The organism is Colwellia sp. M166 (genome assembly GCF_024585285.1).
Taxonomy (GTDB): Bacteria; Pseudomonadota; Gammaproteobacteria; order Enterobacterales; family Alteromonadaceae; genus Cognaticolwellia.
Genome location: NZ_CP040755.1, coordinates 965,899 through 985,891 on the forward strand (window position 1 = coordinate 965,899; position 19,993 = coordinate 985,891).

The 19,993-nt window shown below is 40.7% G+C and carries 12 protein-coding genes, 2 tRNA genes and 3 rRNA genes; 5 read left to right on the plus strand and 12 right to left on the minus strand.

Annotated features, from left to right (window positions below):
* Positions 1-201 precede the first annotated feature (201 nt).
* Entirely contained in the window at positions 202-1,551 is a 1,350-nt protein-coding gene (locus FGD67_RS04425; protein WP_257173868.1) for a DEAD/DEAH box helicase, read from the minus strand.
* Between the two features lie 311 nt (positions 1,552-1,862).
* On the opposite strand from FGD67_RS04425, the gene FGD67_RS04430 reads away from it, so the two are divergent.
* On the plus strand, positions 1,863-2,129 hold the full coding sequence (locus FGD67_RS04430) for a hypothetical protein (protein ID WP_257173869.1): 267 nt from the start codon (positions 1,863-1,865) through the stop codon (positions 2,127-2,129).
* A gap of 117 nt (positions 2,130-2,246) precedes the next feature.
* Positions 2,247-2,777: a GNAT family N-acetyltransferase gene (locus FGD67_RS04435; protein ID WP_257173870.1), complete on the plus strand. Its 531-nt coding sequence runs from the start codon at positions 2,247-2,249 to the stop codon at positions 2,775-2,777.
* Here FGD67_RS04435 and folD read toward each other — a convergent pair.
* The 7 genes from folD to pssA form a co-directional block, all read right to left on the minus strand.
* The gene (folD, locus tag FGD67_RS04440) at positions 2,755-3,621 is read right to left on the minus strand and encodes a bifunctional methylenetetrahydrofolate dehydrogenase/methenyltetrahydrofolate cyclohydrolase FolD (RefSeq protein ID WP_257173871.1); all 867 of its coding nucleotides are present in this window, start codon (positions 3,619-3,621) and stop codon (positions 2,755-2,757) included. The genes FGD67_RS04435 and folD overlap by 23 nt on opposite strands.
* Before the next feature lie 689 nt (positions 3,622-4,310).
* Positions 4,311-4,425 (minus strand): 5S ribosomal RNA (gene rrf, locus FGD67_RS04445).
* Positions 4,426-4,735: 310 nt separating this feature from the next.
* Positions 4,736-7,630, minus strand: a 23S ribosomal RNA gene (locus FGD67_RS04450).
* A 414-nt stretch (positions 7,631-8,044) separates the two neighbouring features.
* A tRNA-Ala gene (locus tag FGD67_RS04455) sits at positions 8,045-8,120 on the minus strand.
* Positions 8,121-8,239: 119 nt separating this feature from the next.
* A tRNA-Ile gene (locus tag FGD67_RS04460) sits at positions 8,240-8,316 on the minus strand.
* A 230-nt stretch (positions 8,317-8,546) separates the two neighbouring features.
* Positions 8,547-10,090, minus strand: a 16S ribosomal RNA gene (locus FGD67_RS04465).
* The 16S, 23S and 5S rRNA genes sit together here with 2 tRNA genes alongside, the layout of an rRNA operon.
* 777 nt (positions 10,091-10,867) lie before the next feature.
* Positions 10,868-11,710, minus strand: coding sequence for a CDP-diacylglycerol--serine O-phosphatidyltransferase (gene pssA / locus FGD67_RS04470; RefSeq protein ID WP_257173872.1), 843 nt, complete (start codon positions 11,708-11,710; stop codon positions 10,868-10,870).
* Between the two features lie 777 nt (positions 11,711-12,487).
* Between pssA and FGD67_RS04475 the strand changes: the two genes are divergently transcribed.
* The gene (locus tag FGD67_RS04475; protein WP_257173873.1) at positions 12,488-12,919 is read left to right on the plus strand and encodes a DUF4124 domain-containing protein; all 432 of its coding nucleotides are present in this window, start codon (positions 12,488-12,490) and stop codon (positions 12,917-12,919) included.
* Between the two features lie 52 nt (positions 12,920-12,971).
* Here the strand turns inward: FGD67_RS04475 and clpB are convergent, their stop codons facing one another.
* The 3 genes from clpB to rluD all read right to left on the minus strand — a co-directional run bounded on the left by clpB (position 12,972) and on the right by rluD (position 17,497).
* On the minus strand, positions 12,972-15,560 hold the full coding sequence (clpB, locus tag FGD67_RS04480) for an ATP-dependent chaperone ClpB (RefSeq protein WP_257173874.1): 2,589 nt from the start codon (positions 15,558-15,560) through the stop codon (positions 12,972-12,974).
* A gap of 136 nt (positions 15,561-15,696) precedes the next feature.
* Positions 15,697-16,530: a peptidoglycan editing factor PgeF gene (pgeF, locus tag FGD67_RS04485; protein WP_257173875.1), complete on the minus strand. Its 834-nt coding sequence runs from the start codon at positions 16,528-16,530 to the stop codon at positions 15,697-15,699.
* Positions 16,520-17,497 (minus strand): 23S rRNA pseudouridine(1911/1915/1917) synthase RluD, encoded by a 978-nt coding sequence (gene rluD / locus FGD67_RS04490; RefSeq protein ID WP_257173876.1) that lies wholly within the window; start codon positions 17,495-17,497, stop codon positions 16,520-16,522. The genes pgeF and rluD overlap by 11 nt, the downstream gene beginning before the upstream one ends.
* Before the next feature lie 161 nt (positions 17,498-17,658).
* Between rluD and FGD67_RS04495 the strand changes: the two genes are divergently transcribed.
* Complete coding sequence (locus tag FGD67_RS04495) at positions 17,659-18,411, plus strand: outer membrane protein assembly factor BamD (protein ID WP_373567838.1); 753 nt, start codon at positions 17,659-17,661, stop codon at positions 18,409-18,411.
* A gap of 134 nt (positions 18,412-18,545) precedes the next feature.
* On the opposite strand, the gene glnB is transcribed toward FGD67_RS04495, so the two are convergent.
* Positions 18,546-18,884 carry a nitrogen regulatory protein P-II gene (gene glnB, locus FGD67_RS04500; RefSeq protein ID WP_077287161.1) on the minus strand — a complete coding sequence of 113 codons (339 nt, stop codon included), beginning with the start codon at positions 18,882-18,884 and terminating at the stop codon, positions 18,546-18,548.
* Positions 18,885-19,098: 214 nt separating this feature from the next.
* On the opposite strand from glnB, the gene nadE reads away from it, so the two are divergent.
* Positions 19,099-19,941, plus strand: a complete 843-nt coding sequence (gene nadE / locus FGD67_RS04505; protein ID WP_257173877.1) for an ammonia-dependent NAD(+) synthetase — start codon at positions 19,099-19,101, stop codon at positions 19,939-19,941.
* The last annotated feature ends 52 nt before the right edge of the window (positions 19,942-19,993 follow it).

Consider the following 19,993-nt stretch of genomic DNA (forward strand, 5'->3'; position numbering starts at 1 on the left):
ATTTAGCCGACTTCTTAGTTAAATTAAGAGATTTCATAGCTAAAAATTATAAATTTAATAAATAAAGCCGTTGATAATAATCAGCTGCAAACTCTGTGTTAAAACAAACCATAATTAAGCGCTATAAACTAAAAACCCGCATGGCCATCAATACATGGCATGCGGGTTTTATAATGCTGATTAAGAGCAAAAACTAAAAAATTACTCCACTTCGTCAATATCGCTACTTTCAATCTCTTTCGGCGCAACAGCTTTCTTACGTTTCAATACCGGCAAATCACCGGCATCATCGGCTAAAAAGCTCTTCTTAACAATTTTCTTAGCTTTTGGCTGCTTAGGCTGTCTTATCGATTTTTTATTATCTTGTATTTTAACATCGATTTTAATTTTTCTAGGCTTTAATCCCTTAAATTTAGCCTTTAAACCATCAACAATATCAAAAGTAAGCTTTTGTTGTAAAAAACCTTCAACATTTTTAAAGCTTAACCAGTCTTTTGGTCCAACAAAAGAAATGGAGTCGCCTTTACTACCAGCTCGTCCTGTCCGGCCAATACGATGAACAAATTCTTCTGTATGCTTTGGCATATCAAAGTTAATAACGTGCGAGACATTAATTAAATCTAAACCACGAGAGGCTAAATCTGTAGTGATCAAGATTTTTTGTTGGCCTTTACTAAAGCCATCCATAATTTGATTACGTTGGCCTTGATTTAGCTCACCACTTAATGCAACAGTGCTTAAACCTTGTTCAGTGAGCAAGGTTGAGAGTCTGTCGGTATCCGCACGAGTAGCAGTAAAGATAATCATTTGTTGATGATCTTCAGTATTAATAAAATACTGAAGAAGCTTCTCTTTATGGCTTAAGTTATCGCAAAAATAGAAACGTTTAGTAATATCTTTATGCTCAGTATGAGCGCTACCAATGGCGATACGCTTTGGTTTTTTTAGTAAGGCTAATGCGAAGTCATTAACTTGTGCATGATCTAAGGTTGCTGAAAACATTAATGTTTGACGTTTTCTGTGATCGGCAGCTTTATTGATTTGTGCTAGTTGCTCAGCAAAGCCTAAATCTAGCATGCGATCAGCTTCATCAAGAATCAATAACTCTAAACCCGTTAAGTAAAAGTGTCCTTGTGAAAGGTGATCAGCTAAACGCCCTGGTGTCGCGACAATAAAATGCGGGTCTTTCTCTAAAGTTTTAACTTGATCATTAAAATTCTCACCACCAAGAATTAATACCGCTTTAAACTGTGAGCCTGAGGTGAACATTCTTAATTGAGTAAACACTTGCTTAGCAAGCTCACGAGTAGGAGTTAAAATAACCACCCGCGGATCACGTTTACTCAAAGCGCGGTTTTTTAATAAGCGCTGCATTGCAGGAATAATAAACGCTAGTGTTTTACCAGATCCTGTTTTGGATGATGCGATCAAATCATGACCTGTCATAGCAGCAGGAATGGCCTGTTGCTGGATTTCAGTAGGCTCGCTAAAACCTAAATGTTCAACGGTTGCCATTATTTTACTATCTAATCCAAAATCACTAAACTGCAAACTTACTCTCCACTTACTCAAAAACTAGGTAAAAATTAAAATCTATTACCGCATTATAACCTGATATGTAGGATATTTGGCTAAACTATTTAGCCAAAGCGTTAAAATTATCTAGCCCGTATTAAAAAGCTTACTTTTGATTAATTATTACCAATATTATTGTAGCCCAAGAACTTAAAAATAAATTTATTCAACCTTATTTGAGCTATAACAAATAAACTCTTGTGGTTTATCGATAGAATGACTAAGTAATAGCGACACTAACAAAGCTAGTATCAGCTATTAAGTAAACTAGACTTAAGGGTGATAAAATGAAGCCTGATCGACATACTGCAATGTGCATATTAATTAAACAAGTAAGGGATGACTTTCCATTTACCTTGCCTGAAGCACAAATTTGCGCGGGAAAATGTGTGGGTTGTGCAAAGAAATTGCTAGAATTAGCAGATACTGAATTGTCTGATTGGGAAGTTCGCTTGGCAAATAATGAACAGCCTACGTTCGGTGATATTAGTCGTTTGGCTAAATTATGTAAAAATATCCGCAGAGGTTTAGTACGTAACGAATTAGTAGAATAATATTTTATCTGCAAGCTCGTACGTAACTATTTAAGTTGCCAGCTTAAGATTACAACAACTATGTATAGCTAAAGTTAGGCTGCGTAATAACCTATGTGATCAGGTATTATGCTCTGAATGACAATATCAAAGATAGAAAAACACTTGCCTACTCAGATCTCCACTTACCTGGTGATAAAAGCCAAAAAATCAGACAAAAAAGACATTCAACGCTTCTATAAAACTCAACGTTACGCAGCTGGCTTTATTGGGCATGACCACGCTTATTTTATAAAGCATAATACAGAGATTATTGCTTGCGTGATCATATCAGCAGGTCAAGAAAGTGGGCTATTTTGGTTACTGCATGGGTTAGTTATTGACTCCGAACATCGTGGTAGCGGCATAGCAAGTTTATTATTACGCACTGTCATAGCCGAGCAGGTTTTCAAAGAAGAGAACAAACAAGTCCGTTATGACAATATCATTTGCTTTGCTGATCAGGCATTAGCAACACTTTACTTGTCGAATAAGTTTGTCAGTCACAACACAGCAAAAGATATTGCACAATTACCCGATGAATTTCGTCAGCGCTTTTTACGCTATAGAGAAAATCATAAAAACTTATGCTGTTACTTTTATAATGCTAATTTTCCATACTGTGCTTAGCAGCAATGAGTGTATTCTTTAATAGGCATGCTATCGTCATAGGACCTACACCACCTGGCACTGGTGTAATTGCACCGCACTTATCAACAACCTCATCATAGTCAACATCGCCAACAAGCCTGACTTTGCCTTCATGATTTATGATCCTGTTAATACCGACATCAATTACCGTGGCACCTTCTTTAACCCATTCAGCCTTAACAAATTTAGCAATACCGACAGCAGCAACTAAAATATCAGCTTGTTGACAAACTTCGGCTAAGTTAATTGTTTTTGAGTGTGCAATAGTTACTGTGCAGTTTTCTTGTAGTAGCAGTATAGCGACGGGCTTACCAACAATGTTCGAACGACCAATGACCACGGCATGTTTTCCAGATAGATCATTACCTAAGTGTTGCTTTGCCAATATAATACAGCCTTGTGGCGTACATGGTACTAATGCCCCTGGTTCACCATTAAATAATCGACCGGAGTTCAGCGCATGAAAACCATCAACATCTTTGTTCGGATTTATAGCCGAAATGATAACACTTTCATCAATATGTTTTGGTAAAGGTAACTGCACCAAAACACCATGCACACTATTGTCATTATTTAACTGCTCTAATTGTTCTAGTAGCTCCAATTCGCTTGTAGTGGCTGGCAACTTAATTTCATTAGAAATCATACCGACTTCTTGTGTTTGTTTTACTTTATTTTTCACATAGATCTGACTTGCCGGATCATCCCCAACAACGATTACCGTTAGACTTGGAGCAAGACCATGACTCAATTTTAATGCAGATACTTCAACAGCTAGTTGCTCTCTTAATTTTTTTGCTGTTAACTTTCCATCAATATTCATTATTATTTTTCTCATCAGGTAAATAGAAACATTGGTCACGACTTAAGTTAAAACTTAAAGCATATATTAATCTGCCATCGTATTGAATAAATGAAGATTTTACAAAGATCTACCAGCAATAAATAGACATTAAATGCATTTAAATTTAAAGATGAGTTAATTACGGCAACTAAATTCTGATATTAATTTAGAAGAAAAGACAAACACAGGAAGAATTACGATGATGACTAAGAGCGAACGGCATTATACGAACAATACAAAGCGACAATAAACAATAGTGATACTCATCAAGCACCAGAAAGCAAAAAAACCGTAACGTTAGCTACGGATTTCTGACGTGCAAAGATGCGCTAATGTCGTGGGCATATGAATATGCAGCAACGACCTCACATAAAAAGAAGAACACCCACACGCTCTTTACCACCGGCGCTAACACGTTTGACGTGAAGGGATTCACTAATGGTGCGCGTGAATCAATGCACAAGAACGAGCACTTCTGCGTCTCTTTATATAGCGAATTTCCTACAAGGATGTAGGTCACTAGGACAACGCAGGAGCAGTTGCCGAGGGTTCAAGGGGGCCACGGTGCTATTGTCGCAATTTTTTATTTAAACGTTAGATAGCAAAAAGATTTGAATGTCAGAAAGCAAAAAACCCGTAGCGTTAGCTACGGGTTTTTCTTAATAGAAGCCTAGCAATGTCCTACTCTCACATGGGAACTCCCACACTACCATCGGCGCTAACACGTTTCACTTCTGAGTTCGGAATGGGATCAGGTGGGGCCATGTCGCTATTGTCGCTAGACAAAAATTTTCTTGTTAATTACCAAATTGACGTCATTGCTACAATCACTCTGATACTCATTGAGTAAACTCAACTTCGTTTCTCGCTCATTTGCGGCTTTGTCAATTCGTCACTTACCTTCGTAAGTGATTAACAAGTAATAATCTTAGAAAGCTGAACTCTGTTAAGAGTTAAAAATACTCGTTTTACTGATAGCTGACAGCTTTTAACTGTTAGCTTATCTATCTCTTATTCACACCATTGTCATGCGTGATGTGTGTATTCCTACACTTTTGTCAAACTTCATACAACAAAACCACTTGGGTGTTGTATGGTTAAGCCTCACGGGTAATTAGTATTGGTTAGCTCAATGCCTCGCAGCACTTCCACACCCAACCTATCAACGTTGTAGTCTCCAACGACCCTTTAGGGAGCTTAAAGCTCCAGTGAGAACTCATCTCAAAGCCTGCTTCCCGCTTAGATGCTTTCAGCGGTTATCAGTTCCGAACGTAGCTACCGGGCAATGCTATTGGCATAACAACCCGAACACCAGCGGTTCGTCCACTCCGGTCCTCTCGTACTAGGAGCAGCCCTCTTCAATTCTCAAACGCCCACGGCAGATAGGGACCGAACTGTCTCACGACGTTCTAAACCCAGCTCGCGTACCACTTTAAATGGCGAACAGCCATACCCTTGGGACCGACTTCAGCCCCAGGATGTGATGAGCCGACATCGAGGTGCCAAACACCGCCGTCGATATGAACTCTTGGGCGGTATCAGCCTGTTATCCCCGGAGTACCTTTTATCCGTTGAGCGATGGCCCTTCCATACAGAACCACCGGATCACTATGACCTACTTTCGTACCTGCTCGACGTGTCTGTCTCGCAGTTAAGCTGGCTTATGCCATTGCACTAACCGTACGATGTCCGACCGTACTTAGCCAACCTTCGTGCTCCTCCGTTACTCTTTAGGAGGAGACCGCCCCAGTCAAACTACCCACCAGACAGTGTCCCCAAGCCCGATAAGGGCCCTAGGTTAGAACATCACGCATACAAGGGTGGTATTTCAAGGTTGGCTCCACCACATCTAGCGACATGGTTTCAAAGCCTCCCACCTATCCTACACATGTAGGAGCAATGTTCACTGTCAAGCTATAGTAAAGGTTCACGGGGTCTTTCCGTCTAGCCGCGGGTATACGGCATCTTAACCGCAATTTCAATTTCACTGAGTCTCGGGTGGAGACAGTGTGGCCATGATTACGCCATTCGTGCAGGTCGGAACTTACCCGACAAGGAATTTCGCTACCTTAGGACCGTTATAGTTACGGCCGCCGTTTACCGGGGCTTCGATCATGAGCTTCGTCCGAAGACTAACCCAATCAATTAACCTTCCGGCACCGGGCAGGCGTCACACCGTATACGTCATCTTTCGATTTTGCACAGTGCTGTGTTTTTAATAAACAGTTCCAGCCACCTGGTTACTTCGACTCTCCGATGCTTACTGAGCAAGTCATTCACATTAGAGAGCGTACCTTCTCCCGAAGTTACGGTACTATTTTGCCTAGTTCCTTCACCCGAGTTCTCTCAAGCGCCTTAGTATTCTCTACCTAACCACCTGTGTCGGTTTGGGGTACGGTTCCTATATATCTGAAGCTTAGAAGCTTTTCCTGGAAGCATGGCATCAATGACTTCAACTCCGTAGAGTCTCGTCTCGTATCTCAGCGTTGAATGAAGACCCGGATTTACCTAAGTCAACCGCCTACATACTTTCACACGGACTACCAACGCCGTGCTCACCTAGCCTACTCCGTCCCTCCTTCGCAATATATAGAAGTACAGAAATATTAATCTGTTTCCCATCGACTACGCGTTTCCGCCTCGCCTTAGGGGCCGACTTACCCTGCCCTGATTAACATGGGACAGGAAACCTTGGTCTTTCGGCGGGGGAGTTTTTCACTCCCCTTATCGTTACTCATGTCAGCATTCGCACTTCTGATACCTCCAGCATGCTTTACAACACACCTTCAACGGCTTACAGAACGCTCCCCTACCACTTGAACCTAAGTTCAAATCCGCAGCTTCGGTGACTAGTTTAGCCCCGTTACATCTTCCGCGCAGACCGACTCGACTAGTGAGCTATTACGCTTTCTTTAAAGGATGGCTGCTTCTAAGCCAACCTCCTAGCTGTCTATGCCTTTCCACATCGTTTCCCACTTAACTAGTACTTTGGGACCTTAGCTGGCGGTCTGGGTTGTTTCCCTCTTCACAACGGACGTTAGCACCCGTAGTGTGTCTCCCGCATATCACTCATTGGTATTCGGAGTTTGCAAAGGGTTGGTAAGTCGGGATGACCCCCTAGCCTTAACAGTGCTCTACCCCCAATGGTGTTCGTGCGAGGCTCTACCTAAATAGATTTCGGGGAGAACCAGCTATCTCCCGGCTTGATTAGCCTTTCACTCCGACCCACAAGTCATCACCGCATTTTTCAACATACGTGTGTTCGGTCCTCCAGTTGATGTTACTCAACCTTCAACCTGCCCATGGGTAGATCGCCGGGTTTCGGGTCTATACCCTGCAACTAAACGCGCAGTTAACACTCGCTTTCGCTACGGCTCCCCTATTCGGTTAACCTTGCTACAGAATATAAGTCGCTGACCCATTATACAAAAGGTACGCAATCACCGGACTAAATCCGGCTCTCACTGCTTGTACGTATGCGGTTTCAGGTTCTATTTCACTCCCCTCACAGGGGTTCTTTTCGCCTTTCCCTCACGGTACTGGTTCACTATCGGTCAGTTAGGAGTATTTAGCCTTGGAGGATGGTCCCCCCATGTTCAGTCAACGTTTCACGTGTGCCGACCTACTCGATTTCATGATAAGTTTATTTTCGTGTACGGGACTATCACCCTGTATCGTTCTACTTTCCAGTAGATTCCACTAACTTACAAACCACTTAAGGGCTAATTCCCGTTCGCTCGCCGCTACTAAGGAAATCTCGGTTGATTTCTTTTCCTCGGGGTACTTAGATGTTTCAGTTCTCCCGGTTCGCCTCATTAAGCTATGTATTCACTTAATGATACCCGCCTTACGACGGGTGGGTTTCCCCATTCGGATATCTTTGGCTATAACGGTTTTTATCACCTCACCAAAGCTTTTCGCAGATTAACACGTCCTTCATCGCCTCTAACTGCCAAGGCATCCACCACATACGCTTAGTCACTTAACCATACAACCCCAACTAGTTTCCTATTTGGTACAAGCAGGTGACAAAACCTGCTCAATTGTAAAGTCTGACATTTTCACGCACACAAAGTGTGTCTTGAATAAGAGTGGTAATTCATTACGATTAGTAAACTAAAAGTAAATAAACTACCGGGTTGATTACGTTTCCGAGGAGGAACCGTAATCACCATCATTAACAGGCGATATTCCCATTAATAACAGCTTGGTATTTATAATTTACAAACAACAGCGCGACACCGTGTTTGCCATATAAATACCGGTATTTATATCAGCTTTCCAGATTGTTAAAGAACTTGTCATTCACACGCATTCGGTGGTGACTTGGTTAAAAACCAAACTTAAAGTAGCTTAAATAAAGCATAACTTAAGTTTGGTCTTTCAATTCTTTGTGAAGAAGTGGTGGAGCTAAGCAGGATCGAACTGCTGACCTCCTGCGTGCAAGGCAGGCGCTCTCCCAGCTGAGCTATAGCCCCAAATGGGAAACATCTTTAAGCTAGAACAAAACTCAGATTTACGTTTTTTACAAGGCGGTTTATCGCGAAGTGTAGGTTTTCTACACGAGTGATGAACCAACGCCGTAAAAAGCGTAAATTGGTAGGTCTGGGCAGACTTGAACTGCCGACCTCACCCTTATCAGGGGTGCGCTCTAACCAGCTGAGCTACAGACCTATTTTATACTCGTTTCTTTACTTGATTTCTTCGTTGTACTCGTCGTTCGCTTGTCATTACCAGTCGGTAATTCCAACGCTCACTTCTCGCACGCCTTGAACTCAAGCAAATTAACTTCGCCTAAAAGGGTTGAAGCACTAGCATGTTTGGACTTCTTCTAATTTGTTATCATGTAATTTGTGTAGACACTCGTAGAACCGAAGTTCTCATTAAGCTGTTTTACTTCAAGATAAGGAGGTGATCCAACCCCAGGTTCCCCTAGGGTTACCTTGTTACGACTTCACCCCAGTCATGAATCACAAAGTGGTGACCGTCCTCCCGAAGGTTAAACTAGCCACTTCTTTTGCAACCCACTCCCATGGTGTGACGGGCGGTGTGTACAAGGCCCGGGAACGTATTCACCGTAGCATTCTGATCTACGATTACTAGCGATTCCGACTTCATGGAGTCGAGTTGCAGACTCCAATCCGGACTACGACAAGCTTTGTGGGATTCGCTCCACCTCGCGGTATTGCTGCCCTCTGTACTTGCCATTGTAGCACGTGTGTAGCCCATCCCGTAAGGGCCATGATGACTTGACGTCGTCCCCACCTTCCTCCGGTTTATCACCGGCAGTCTCCTTAGAGTTCCCGCCATTACGCGCTGGCAAATAAGGATAGGGGTTGCGCTCGTTGCGGGACTTAACCCAACATTTCACAACACGAGCTGACGACAGCCATGCAGCACCTGTCACAGAGTTCCCGAAGGCACACGTCTATCTCTAGTCGCTTCTCTGGATGTCAAGGGATGGTAAGGTTCTTCGCGTTGCATCGAATTAAACCACATGCTCCACCGCTTGTGCGGGCCCCCGTCAATTCATTTGAGTTTTAACCTTGCGGCCGTACTCCCCAGGCGGTCAACTTAGCGCGTTAGCTACGCCACCCACGGTTCAAGACCACAGACGGCTAGTTGACATCGTTTACGGCGTGGACTACCAGGGTATCTAATCCTGTTTGCTCCCCACGCTTTCGTGCCTCAGTGTCAGTCTTTGTCCAGGTAGCCGCCTTCGCCACTGATGTTCCTTCCAATCTCTACGCATTTCACCGCTACACTGGAAATTCCACTACCCTCTACAAAACTCTAGCTTGCCAGTTCAAAATGCAGTTCCCAGGTTGAGCCCGGGGCTTTCACATCTTGCTTAACAAACCACCTACGCACGCTTTACGCCCAGTAATTCCGATTAACGCTTGCACCCCTCGTATTACCGCGGCTGCTGGCACGAAGTTAGCCGGTGCTTCTTCTGCGAGTAACGTCACAGATGTTGCGTATTAAACAACACCCTTTCCTCCTCGCTGAAAGTGCTTTACAACCCGAAGGCCTTCTTCACACACGCGGCATGGCTGCATCAGGCTTTCGCCCATTGTGCAATATTCCCCCACTGCTGCCTCCCGTAGGAGTCTGGGCCGTGTCTCAGTCCCAGTGTGGCTGATCATCCTCTCAAACCAGCTAGAGATCGTCGCCTTGGTAAGCCATTACCTTACCAACTAGCTAATCTCACTTGGGCTAATCAATGAGCGAGAGGTGCCGAAGCGTCCCCCCCTTTGGTCCGTAGACGTTATGCGGTATTAGCAGTCGTTTCCAACTGTTGTCCCCCACTCAAAGGCATATTCCCAAGCATTACTCACCCGTCCGCCGCTCGACGCCGAATAGCAAGCTATTCTCGTTTCCGCTCGACTTGCATGTGTTAAGCCTGCCGCCAGCGTTCAATCTGAGCCATGATCAAACTCTTCAATTAAAAATCGTTTGTGATGTGAGACAAGTAAACTTGTTTCAACATCTGCTCAATGAATTCTGTCGTGTTACTTTCTATCCGACTAAAGAAGAAAGTAACTACATAAAACGTATATTTAAACCCGAAAGTCTAAATGATACTTATTTTTTGTGTGACATCATATTAAGCTGTTTTTTTGTTATGTTCTTTCCGAAGAAAGAGATAACTATGTAAAATCAACGTTAATGTGAGTGTCCACACAAATTGCATGATAACTAATTGTTAAAGAACGTATCATCAAAGATGATACCGATACAGAATCTCATTCGCTCTATACCGTAAGTTGTTTCGTTGCTGCAGACCACTCTTTGCTTGACGCTAAGGGCTCCTGAAGCGAGATGCGCATTCTACGCAACTCAGTTTTAATGTCAACGCTTTTTTGAAACTTTTTAAACTTTCTTTTCAGAAGATTTAAAACCTTTACTTTAAAACGTTAAGTTAACCAATTCAGCCTGAACTGTACGAGATAACCTATTAAAACAGCTCGTTGGGGTGACCCCTTGGAACTGGAGCGCATTTTAGAGATTTCTCGCCTCACGTCAACAGCTAAATGCAATTAAATTACAGAAACAAGGCTGTTTGCTGATTAATCAATCACAACGTTGTTTTTTTGTTCTAATAAATCAAAGGAACCTTTAATTACACTCTTTTGGGCCATCTTTTGTATGACATCAAGCTGAATAATCTTAACATCACTCACGATTAACCACTAAAAAACAAGCTAATCGTGAGTACATCATCTTATTTTGTATCTTTGACTTCTGCTTCCGTATTTTCTTCTACTGTTTCTGTTGACTTATTTAACTCTTCATTACGAAACTCTGCATCATGGTCGTCTCCCAAAACATGTTCTAATTTTAATTTTTTCACTGATCGAATAGTCGTAAAGGGACCAGAGCAAGCATATACGCCAAAAATGAGTAGTAAAATATTTTCTGGGCTAGAAGCAATAACGACAAATACCAGTACGATTAATAAGACGAAAACAAAGTTAACTTTACCTTTCCAGTCAACATCTTTAAAGCTGTTATACCTAAAGTTGCTGACCATTAATAATCCCGCAATGATGGTAACAAGCCCAATGATAAAGCCATATTCTTCACCATTAATCTGATATTCGCTACCAACCCAAATAAGACTCGCAATTACTCCTGCTGCTGCTGGGCTGGCTAAGCCTTGAAAATAGCGTTTATCTGCAACCCCTACTTGTGTATTAAAACGAGCAAGGCGCAACGCGGCACAAGCAACATAGATAAACGCAGCTAACCAGCCAAATTTACCAAAACTTGATAGTGCCCAATTATAGGCAACCAAACCTGGAGCAATACCAAATGACACCATATCTGCCATACTGTCATATTCAGCACCAAATTCACTTTGTGTATTGGTCATACGAGCTACCCGCCCATCTAAACCATCAAATATCATGGCAATAAAAATAGCGACGGCGGCACTTATAAAATGACCATTCATTGAAGACACTACAGCATAAAAACCTGAAAAGAGTCCTGCTGTGGTTAATAAGTTAGGTAAAAGATAAATGCCACGTGTTGGCAATGAATCATCATCATGTTTATCTGGCATAAGAGAAACCATAATACGTTAAGAATAATAGAGACTGCTAATCTAGCATATGTAAAATTATGAACAATAGTTGTCGTGTAAATGATTACCTATTTATAAGTCGAAAGTTTGTAAACTGTCCTTGGTGTTGTTATAAAATACAGTAGGTATTACTCGAATTTAAATTTATTAAACCAATAGGGGCTGTTGATCTTTCACTTTATGGCTATGTAGCACTTGAAAAAGTTGGCAATCGAAGCGCTTTATATAATGTTTGGTTGATCCAAAAACATATTAATACCAAACCTATTAAGTTTGCTCTCTCTCGGCGCTTACCAGCGGTTTGAGAACAACGATCATTTTTTGAATATCGTTATTATATATGAAAGAAATTATCTGCGGTTATCGAATCGCAAGTAAGCTCGCTAAGGGTGATTTTAAAAGACTTACCATCGGTGTGATTGATTTTGACAAGGTTCTCACATGGATGTACTTAGGTTCAGTCTGGAACGGTGAACCTGTGCCGCTAAGCCTTTAAATTTCACTGAGTGGGAAGAAACTTAGTAGAATTGGTATAAGCAACAAATATTGATGCTTTTTCAAGGCAACCCAAGGGGCTATGGCTAATTTTAAACCTAACATCGTTGAAAATTGTTAAAGTAGATAAATCACACACTTTTCGCCTTGTTACCTCAAAAATTAGTTAATAGCAGAGACTAAAATGAAAGATCAACAGCCCCTAGTATTTGATGAAAATAATAAAAGCAGTTCGGCATTAACTTATGGATGGATACCGCTATGAACATTAAGGCTTTCACTCTACTTTTAATGATATTACTTTATGTCGATGTTTCAGCTGCTGCAAAATTAACGGTTTATCGTTGGGTTGATAAAAATAATATTGTTCACTTTAGCCAAAATCAACCAGACCATGATAATTATATTGAAATGAGTATGACAAATAACAAAAGCCTATCGACTGTAGTAAATAAAAAAAAATCACCTGAAGACGCAGCGTCAAATAATCAGTTTAACGCTGATACCAGCAAGCAAAGAGCTGTAGATAACAGTATGTGTATTGCTGCTCGTGAGAATATTAAAACCTTGCAAAACTTTGATAAAATTCAATATAAGGATGCAGAAGATAATATGAAAGTACTAACTAGCTTGGAAAAAAAACAACAGCTAGCAATGAATAAAAAACAAGCCGAAGTTTATTGTCAGAAATAAACCAATAAACATGTCGGCTTGAATACTCCTAAGGCTAATCGAAATTAATTATTTAAGAGTCTCGATTTTTAGCAATAAAATTCAACTTACCATCACGAAGTTCGACAACAATATGATCGCCTGCTAAGAATTCATTAGCCAATAGCTTATGTGCCAATGGGTTTTCTATTTCTTGCTGAATAGAACGCTTTAAAGGCCTTGCTCCGAAAATCGGATCAAATCCTGCCGCAGCGACAAAAGATAATGCCTCATCAGATAACGTCATGGTTATATCTCGTTCTTCTAAGCGCTTAGTCAAAGCCGCAATCTGAATACTCGCAATGTTTTTGATCTGCTCAGCAAGTAATGGGTGAAAAACTACGGTTTCATCAACACGATTAATAAACTCAGGTTTAAAGTGTTGACTGAGCTCTGCTATGACTCTAGCTTTCATTTGTTGGTATTGACTGTCATCACCATATTCTTGGATGATATCAGAGCCAATATTTGAGGTCATAATGATAACCGTGTTTTTAAAATCAACCGTGCGACCTTGTCCATCAGTTAAACGTCCATCATCTAAAACCTGTAAGAGAATATTAAAAACATCTGGATGCGCTTTTTCTATTTCATCAAGTAGTATAACTGAGTACGGTTTACGCCTTACCGACTCCGTTAAATAACCACCTTCTTCGTAACCAACATAACCAGGAGGCGCACCAACCAGACGTGCAACAGAATGCTTTTCCATAAATTCAGACATATCAACTCGTACTAAGGCATTTTCACTATCAAATAGAAAATGCGCTAAGGCTTTAGTTAATTCGGTTTTACCAACCCCTGTAGGTCCAAGAAATAAAAATGATCCTATGGGTTGGTCAGGATCTGCCAAGCCTGCTCGTGAACGGCGAATAGCATTCGAGACAGAAACAACAGCCTCAGACTGACCAATAACACGTTTGTGAAGATTATCTTCCATATGTAATAATTTATCAGACTCCCCTTCCAACATTTTTGATACCGGAATGCCGGTAGCGCGACTTAACACATCGGCAATTTCTACATCAGTCACTTTATTACGTAGTAAGGTCATTTCTTGCATTTCTGCTTGGCTGGCAAGATCAAGCTGTTTTTCAAGATCGGGAATACGGCTATATTGTAATTCAGCCATGGTATTAAGATCGCCAACGCGACGTGCAGCTTCAAGCTCTATGCGAGCATGTTCCAAGTCAGTTTTAATCGCTTGTGTACCATGTAGTGCCGCTTTTTCTGTTTTCCAGACCTCATCTAATTCATCATAGCTCGCTTGGCAAGTAACAATCTCGTCTGAGATTAAGTCCAAACGTTTTTTTGAAGCCGGATCCGAATCTTTTGCTAGCGCACGTTGTTCTAGTTTTAGCTGGATTAAACGGCGCTCTAAGCGGTCTAAATTTTCAGGTTTTGAATCCATTTGCATACGAATACTAGAGGCAGCTTCATCAATAAGATCAATAGCTTTATCTGGTAATTGACGATCACTAACATAACGATGCGACAAAGTTGCCGCAGCAACAATCGCAGGATCGGTAATTTCTACATTATGATGAAGCTCGTAGCGCTCTTTAAGGCCACGTAATATAGCAATAGTATCTTCAACACTAGGTTCATCTACCAATACTTTTTGAAAGCGTCGCTCTAAAGCGGCATCTTTTTCAATATATTGGCGATATTCATCTAATGTCGTTGCGCCAACACAATGTAAATCGCCTCTCGCTAAGGCTGGCTTCAACATATTACCAGCATCCATCGCACCATCACTTTTACCGGCACCGACCATGGTATGAAGCTCATCAATGAAGAGTATCACTTGACCGTCAAGTTGACTTAGCTCATTAAGTACCGCTTTAAGGCGCTCTTCAAATTCTCCACGATATTTTGCGCCCGCAACAAGCGCCCCCATATCAAGTGACAACACACGTTTATTGCGAATGCCTTCGGGTACTTCATGATCAACAATACGTTGTGCTAAACCTTCTGCAATTGCAGTTTTACCCACCCCAGGCTGTCCAATCAATACCGGGTTATTTTTAGTACGACGCTGTAATACTTGAATGGTACGCCTGATTTCATCATCACGACCAATAACAGGATCTAACTTACCTTGCTCTGCTCTTTCGGTTAAATCAACGGTATACTTTTCTAAAGCTTGACGGGCTTCTTCAGCATTTTCATTGTCGACTTTTTTTCCACCTCGAATGTGAACTATTGCATCTTGAATTCGTTGCTCATTTGCGCCTAAACCTTTTAGAATTTGGCCTAACTTACCTTTATCCTGTAACGCTGCCAAAACGAATATTTCAGAAGAAATAAATTTATCACCATGCTTTTGCGCAAACTTGTCACAAAGATTTAAAATATTGCCCATTGCAGACGATAGCTGCACTTCTCCTCCAGTGCCTGATACTTGCGCTAATTCAGCTATTGCCGTTTCTACTTGCGTTCTTAGTGTTCGGACATTAATACCGGCACTTTTTAATAATGGAATAATACTGCTCGCATTTTGATTTAACAACGCAAGCATTAAATGTACAGGTTCAATGAATTGATGATCTTTACCTAATGCGATGGATTGCGCATCAGATATTGCTATTTGAAAAGTTTGGGTAAATCGTTCTAAACGCATTAACGTTCTCCTAATGCCATATTACTGGGCTTACAGTTTAGTTATCTATGTTATAAGGACAGCCATCAACATTTTCAAGGAAATGGTGCTTTAACTTTTGATTTAGCGCAAAAAAAAGTATTAAAAACTAGGGAAGCTAAGTAGGATTTAAACATATAACGCTAGCCATACGTCCGGTTTTTTTATCTCGACGATAAGAATAATATTTTGTTTGATTACTATAGGTACATTCGCTCAACTGTATAATATTGTTAACTCCTAAGGTTAACAATTGTAACTTGGCGATAAGCTGTAAATCAGCCCAATATTTCGGTATTTTAGAATCACTAGTCACGGATTCGCAAGGAGAAAATGCAGCAGAAAAAGGTGTGTAAATTTCACAAAACGTCTGTTTTACCGCTTGGCCAACTTCAAATTTCTTAGCCCCAATACAAGGCCCCATCCAAGCAATAATATCACTTGGCGAACTATGCATTTGTGCAATAGTTTGCTCAATAATATTTGTCGATAAAGGGCGCCAACCACCGTGAATAGCAGCAACCTCACTGCCCTCTTGATTCGACAATAAAATAGGCAAACAATCAGCGGTCATTATTGCCAGAGCAATATGTTTGTTACGTGTTATAGCAGCATCAGCAATGATAGTTTTATTTTCATAATCAAGAATTTCAGCGACATGATTGCCATGAACTTGTTCAAACCATTGAATTTTTGTTTGTTTAGGCAAATATTGAAGTAGAGATATTCTATTAAAAGCAACATCTTCAGCACAATCACCGACATGATCGCCTAAGTTAAAAGCAGAAAATGCTGAGTGCTCATCTTGTGTATTCGCGGTACTTGATAGTAAATATTGTGATTTGCGAACAGATAATGGGCTAGGTGATGGTAATCTATTGGTAGTAAAGGCCAACACATTATCGGTTGGCCATTTAATAAACATTATGTTATCAGGTAATTTAGTAGTCACTATCACTTAAATTACTTTTAGTATCTGCACGTAAAATGTTAGTCAGTGCCACCATATCGTCAGGAATATCAGCATGCCAGGTCATTTGCTCACCGGTTATAGGATGATATAAAGATAACATTGCCGCATGTAATGCTTGGCGCTTAAATTGGCGTAGCATTTCACGCAATTCTTCCGAAGCATTTTTTGGTGGACGCGGACGACCGCCGTAAACAGGATCTCCCACTAATGGATGAGTAATATGTGCCATATGCACACGAATTTGATGTGTTCTACCTGTTTCTAAACGTAAACGTAAACGTGTATGTAATCTAAATTTCTCCATTACACGATAATGCGTTACCGACGGACGACCTGAAAAAGTTACCGCCATGTGCGTACGTTTTGTTGCATGACGCCCAATAGGCTCATCAACTAAGCCGCCAGCGGTCATAGTACCATTGGCAATAGCCTCATATTCACGGGTAATTTCGCGTGCTTGTAACGATTCAACCAGGTTAGTTTGTGCAGCAATTGTTTTTGCTACCACCATCAACCCCGTAGTGTCTTTATCTAAGCGATGAACAATACCAGCTCTTGGCACAACATCTAACTGCGGACAGTGATGTAACAAGGCATTTAACACCGTACCGTCAGGGTTGCCAGCTCCTGGATGTACAACAAAGCCCGCAGGCTTGTTAATCACTAATATATCGTCATCTTCATAAACAATATTTAAAGGTAAATCTTGGGCAGCAAAGCGAACTTCAGCTTCAACTTCAGTATTAATGGCGATCTCTTCACCACCAAACATTTTTTCGCGTGCTTTGTCGACAACGATACCATCAACCGTAACATGACCGGCTAAAATCCACTCTTTTAATCGTGAACGTGAATAATCAGGGAACATCTCGGCCAAAGTCTGGTCAAAACGCTTACCTAAGCATGATTCGGGAACCGTGTCCCGGTGTTGAATTATTTCAGCCATTAAACTCTCTATTAATTAGCACTGTGCAAGGCATGATTGCTAGGTTAGAATGCCAATGCTTATTTTACCTCTTTGCTAAAGCAATTACATTAAGTAATTCTAATGAGGAAGATATTTATTTTAACTAAAACAAAGTAGTGATATTGAAGTCTATGGAAAAAATGACAATAAAAATAATATGCCTTACGCTAATGCTAGCATTGGTAGGCTGTTCAGGAACAAACGAGAAAGAAATTGAAAAAATACCAGACAAATCTGCTCAAGCATTATTTGCTGATGCAAGAGAGTCACTTGATAATGGTTTATATCAAAAAGCCATTCAAATTTTATCAGCGATAGATTCGCGATTTCCTTATGGACCTATTTCTCATCAAGTTCAATTAGACTTAATTTACGCATATTACAAAAGTGGCGATGCGGCTCAAGGCTTAGCATTAACTGATCGATTTCTTCGCCTGAATCCTGCACATGCCAATTTAGATTATGTTTACTATATGCGAGCATTAATCAACATCGCGACGCAAGAAAATTTATTTCAGGACTTGGCTGGCATAGACCGTTCAGATCGTGATCCTACTGCTGCACGAGATGCTTTTAATGATTTAAAAATCGTTTTAGAAAAGTATCCTGAAAGTAAATATGCTGCTGACTCACGTCAACGCATGATTGCAATTAAATCTCGATTAGCAAAATATGAATTGTCTGTCGCACGTTACTATTTTAAACGCGGGGCGTTTGTATCCTCAGCTAACAGAGGAAAATACATTGTTGAATACTTCTCTCCTAGCCCTGAAACTGAAGCGGCATTAGAAATTATGATCATGTGCTATGAAGAGTTAGGCTTAACTGAATTACAAACTAACGCTAAGCAAGTACTCGCGGCAAATTATCCTAACAACCCGCTCGTTAAGTAGTATTAATTAATCCATATCAATAACTGAATACTCACTTACTATTAAAAATACCAGCAGATGCTGGTATTTTTAATTGTCTTGGCGCTAGATGAAAGTAAAGCCTTTGGTTAGATAGTCAGCTAATCAGCTCGTTATTATATAGCCTCTTCGTCTTCTTCCCCAGTACGGATACGAATCACGCGCTCGACGTCAGTAATAAATATTTTACCATCACCAATTTTTCCGGTTTGTGCCGTTTCTAAAATAGTATTTACACAACGTTCAACATTTTCTTTTTTCACTACTATTTCTAGTTTTACTTTCGGTAAAAAATCCACCATATACTCAGCGCCTCGATAAAGCTCAGTATGACCTTTTTGTCGCCCAAAGCCTTTTACCTCAGATACTGTCATGCCTGTTACACCAATTTCGCCTAGCGCTTCACGTACATCATCCATTTTAAATGGTTTAATTATCGCTTCTATCTTTTTCATTTTCACAGCCTATAGGTTAATTTTTAAACTCAGCATTTCATTGATAATTATTATTATCTACATCACAGCCTAACATCAAGCGATTGTACACAGAATTCACTTACAGCTATAGTGCAAAAATTCTAATCAAAGATAGATTTTGTTACACTAGCTTTAATCCTGACATAAAAATCAGTTTAACTCGCATATTCACTTATCACCTAAAGGAAATATAATGAACGCCCAGGCAATAATCGATGAAATGAAAGTATTACCTGAAATTGATACTGCGTTTGAAATTAAACGTAGAATCGACTTTATTAAAAATAAGTTAGTACAGTCAGGACTAAAATCTCTAATTCTAGGCATTAGTGGTGGCATTGATTCATCAACCTGCGGACGTTTGGCTCAACTTGCGGTTGATGCTTTAAATAGTGAAAACGTTGAAAGTAATACAAAATATCAGTTTATTGCCGTTAGACTTCCCTTTGATGTGCAAGCAGATGAAGATGACGCACAACTCGCCCTGCAGTTTATAAAGCCGAGCCATAGCTTAAGTACTAATATATTTGCTGGTGTAGAAGGTATACATCAAGAAGCAGTTAATGCTTTACAAGAGGCTGATATTTTTACAGCCTCTGCTGCAGCGGTAGATTTTTCTAAAGGCAATGTTAAAGCTCGCACTCGTATGGTGATGCAATACCATATTGCTGGAATACTAGGTGGTTTAGTATTAGGCACAGATCATTCCGCTGAAAATATAACGGGTTTCTTTACCAAATGGGGTGATGGTGCTTGCGATTTAGCGCCTTTATTTGGTTTATCTAAACGCCAAGTAAAACAACTTGCTCGTGCGTTAAACGCGCCTGAGCAATTGATTGAAAAAGCCCCTACCGCTGACTTAGAAGAACTGACTCCAAGCAAAAAAGATGAGGACGCTTTAGGTATGAGTTACGACCAATTGGATGACTTTTTGGAAGGTAAAAACACCGATAAAGCAATTGAAAATAAAATAATGGCTATCTATATGAAAACACAACATAAGCGTTTAGCAATTCCAACAATATACGAAAATTAACTCATTTTACTTGGAATAATCATCAGATTTTGACTATAAATAGCGTAGAACT

What these genes read in the sequence shown, in the direction of transcription:
- glnB (WP_077287161.1), bottom strand. Translation starts at nt 18,884, where the DNA reads ATGAAAAAGATAGAAGCGATAATTAAACCATTTAAAATGGATGATGTA.
- FGD67_RS04495 (WP_373567838.1), top strand. Translation starts at nt 17,659, where the DNA reads ATGACAATAAAAATAATATGCCTTACGCTAATGCTAGCATTGGTAGGC.
- rluD (WP_257173876.1), bottom strand. Translation starts at nt 17,497, where the DNA reads ATGGCTGAAATAATTCAACACCGGGACACGGTTCCCGAATCATGCTTA.
- FGD67_RS04430 (WP_257173869.1), top strand. Translation starts at nt 1,863, where the DNA reads ATGAAGCCTGATCGACATACTGCAATGTGCATATTAATTAAACAAGTA.
- FGD67_RS04435 (WP_257173870.1), top strand. Translation starts at nt 2,247, where the DNA reads ATGACAATATCAAAGATAGAAAAACACTTGCCTACTCAGATCTCCACT.
- FGD67_RS04475 (WP_257173873.1), top strand. Translation starts at nt 12,488, where the DNA reads ATGAACATTAAGGCTTTCACTCTACTTTTAATGATATTACTTTATGTC.
- pssA (WP_257173872.1), bottom strand. Translation starts at nt 11,710, where the DNA reads ATGCCAGATAAACATGATGATGATTCATTGCCAACACGTGGCATTTAT.
- nadE (WP_257173877.1), top strand. Translation starts at nt 19,099, where the DNA reads ATGAACGCCCAGGCAATAATCGATGAAATGAAAGTATTACCTGAAATT.
- folD (WP_257173871.1), bottom strand. Translation starts at nt 3,621, where the DNA reads ATGAATATTGATGGAAAGTTAACAGCAAAAAAATTAAGAGAGCAACTA.
- clpB (WP_257173874.1), bottom strand. Translation starts at nt 15,560, where the DNA reads ATGCGTTTAGAACGATTTACCCAAACTTTTCAAATAGCAATATCTGAT.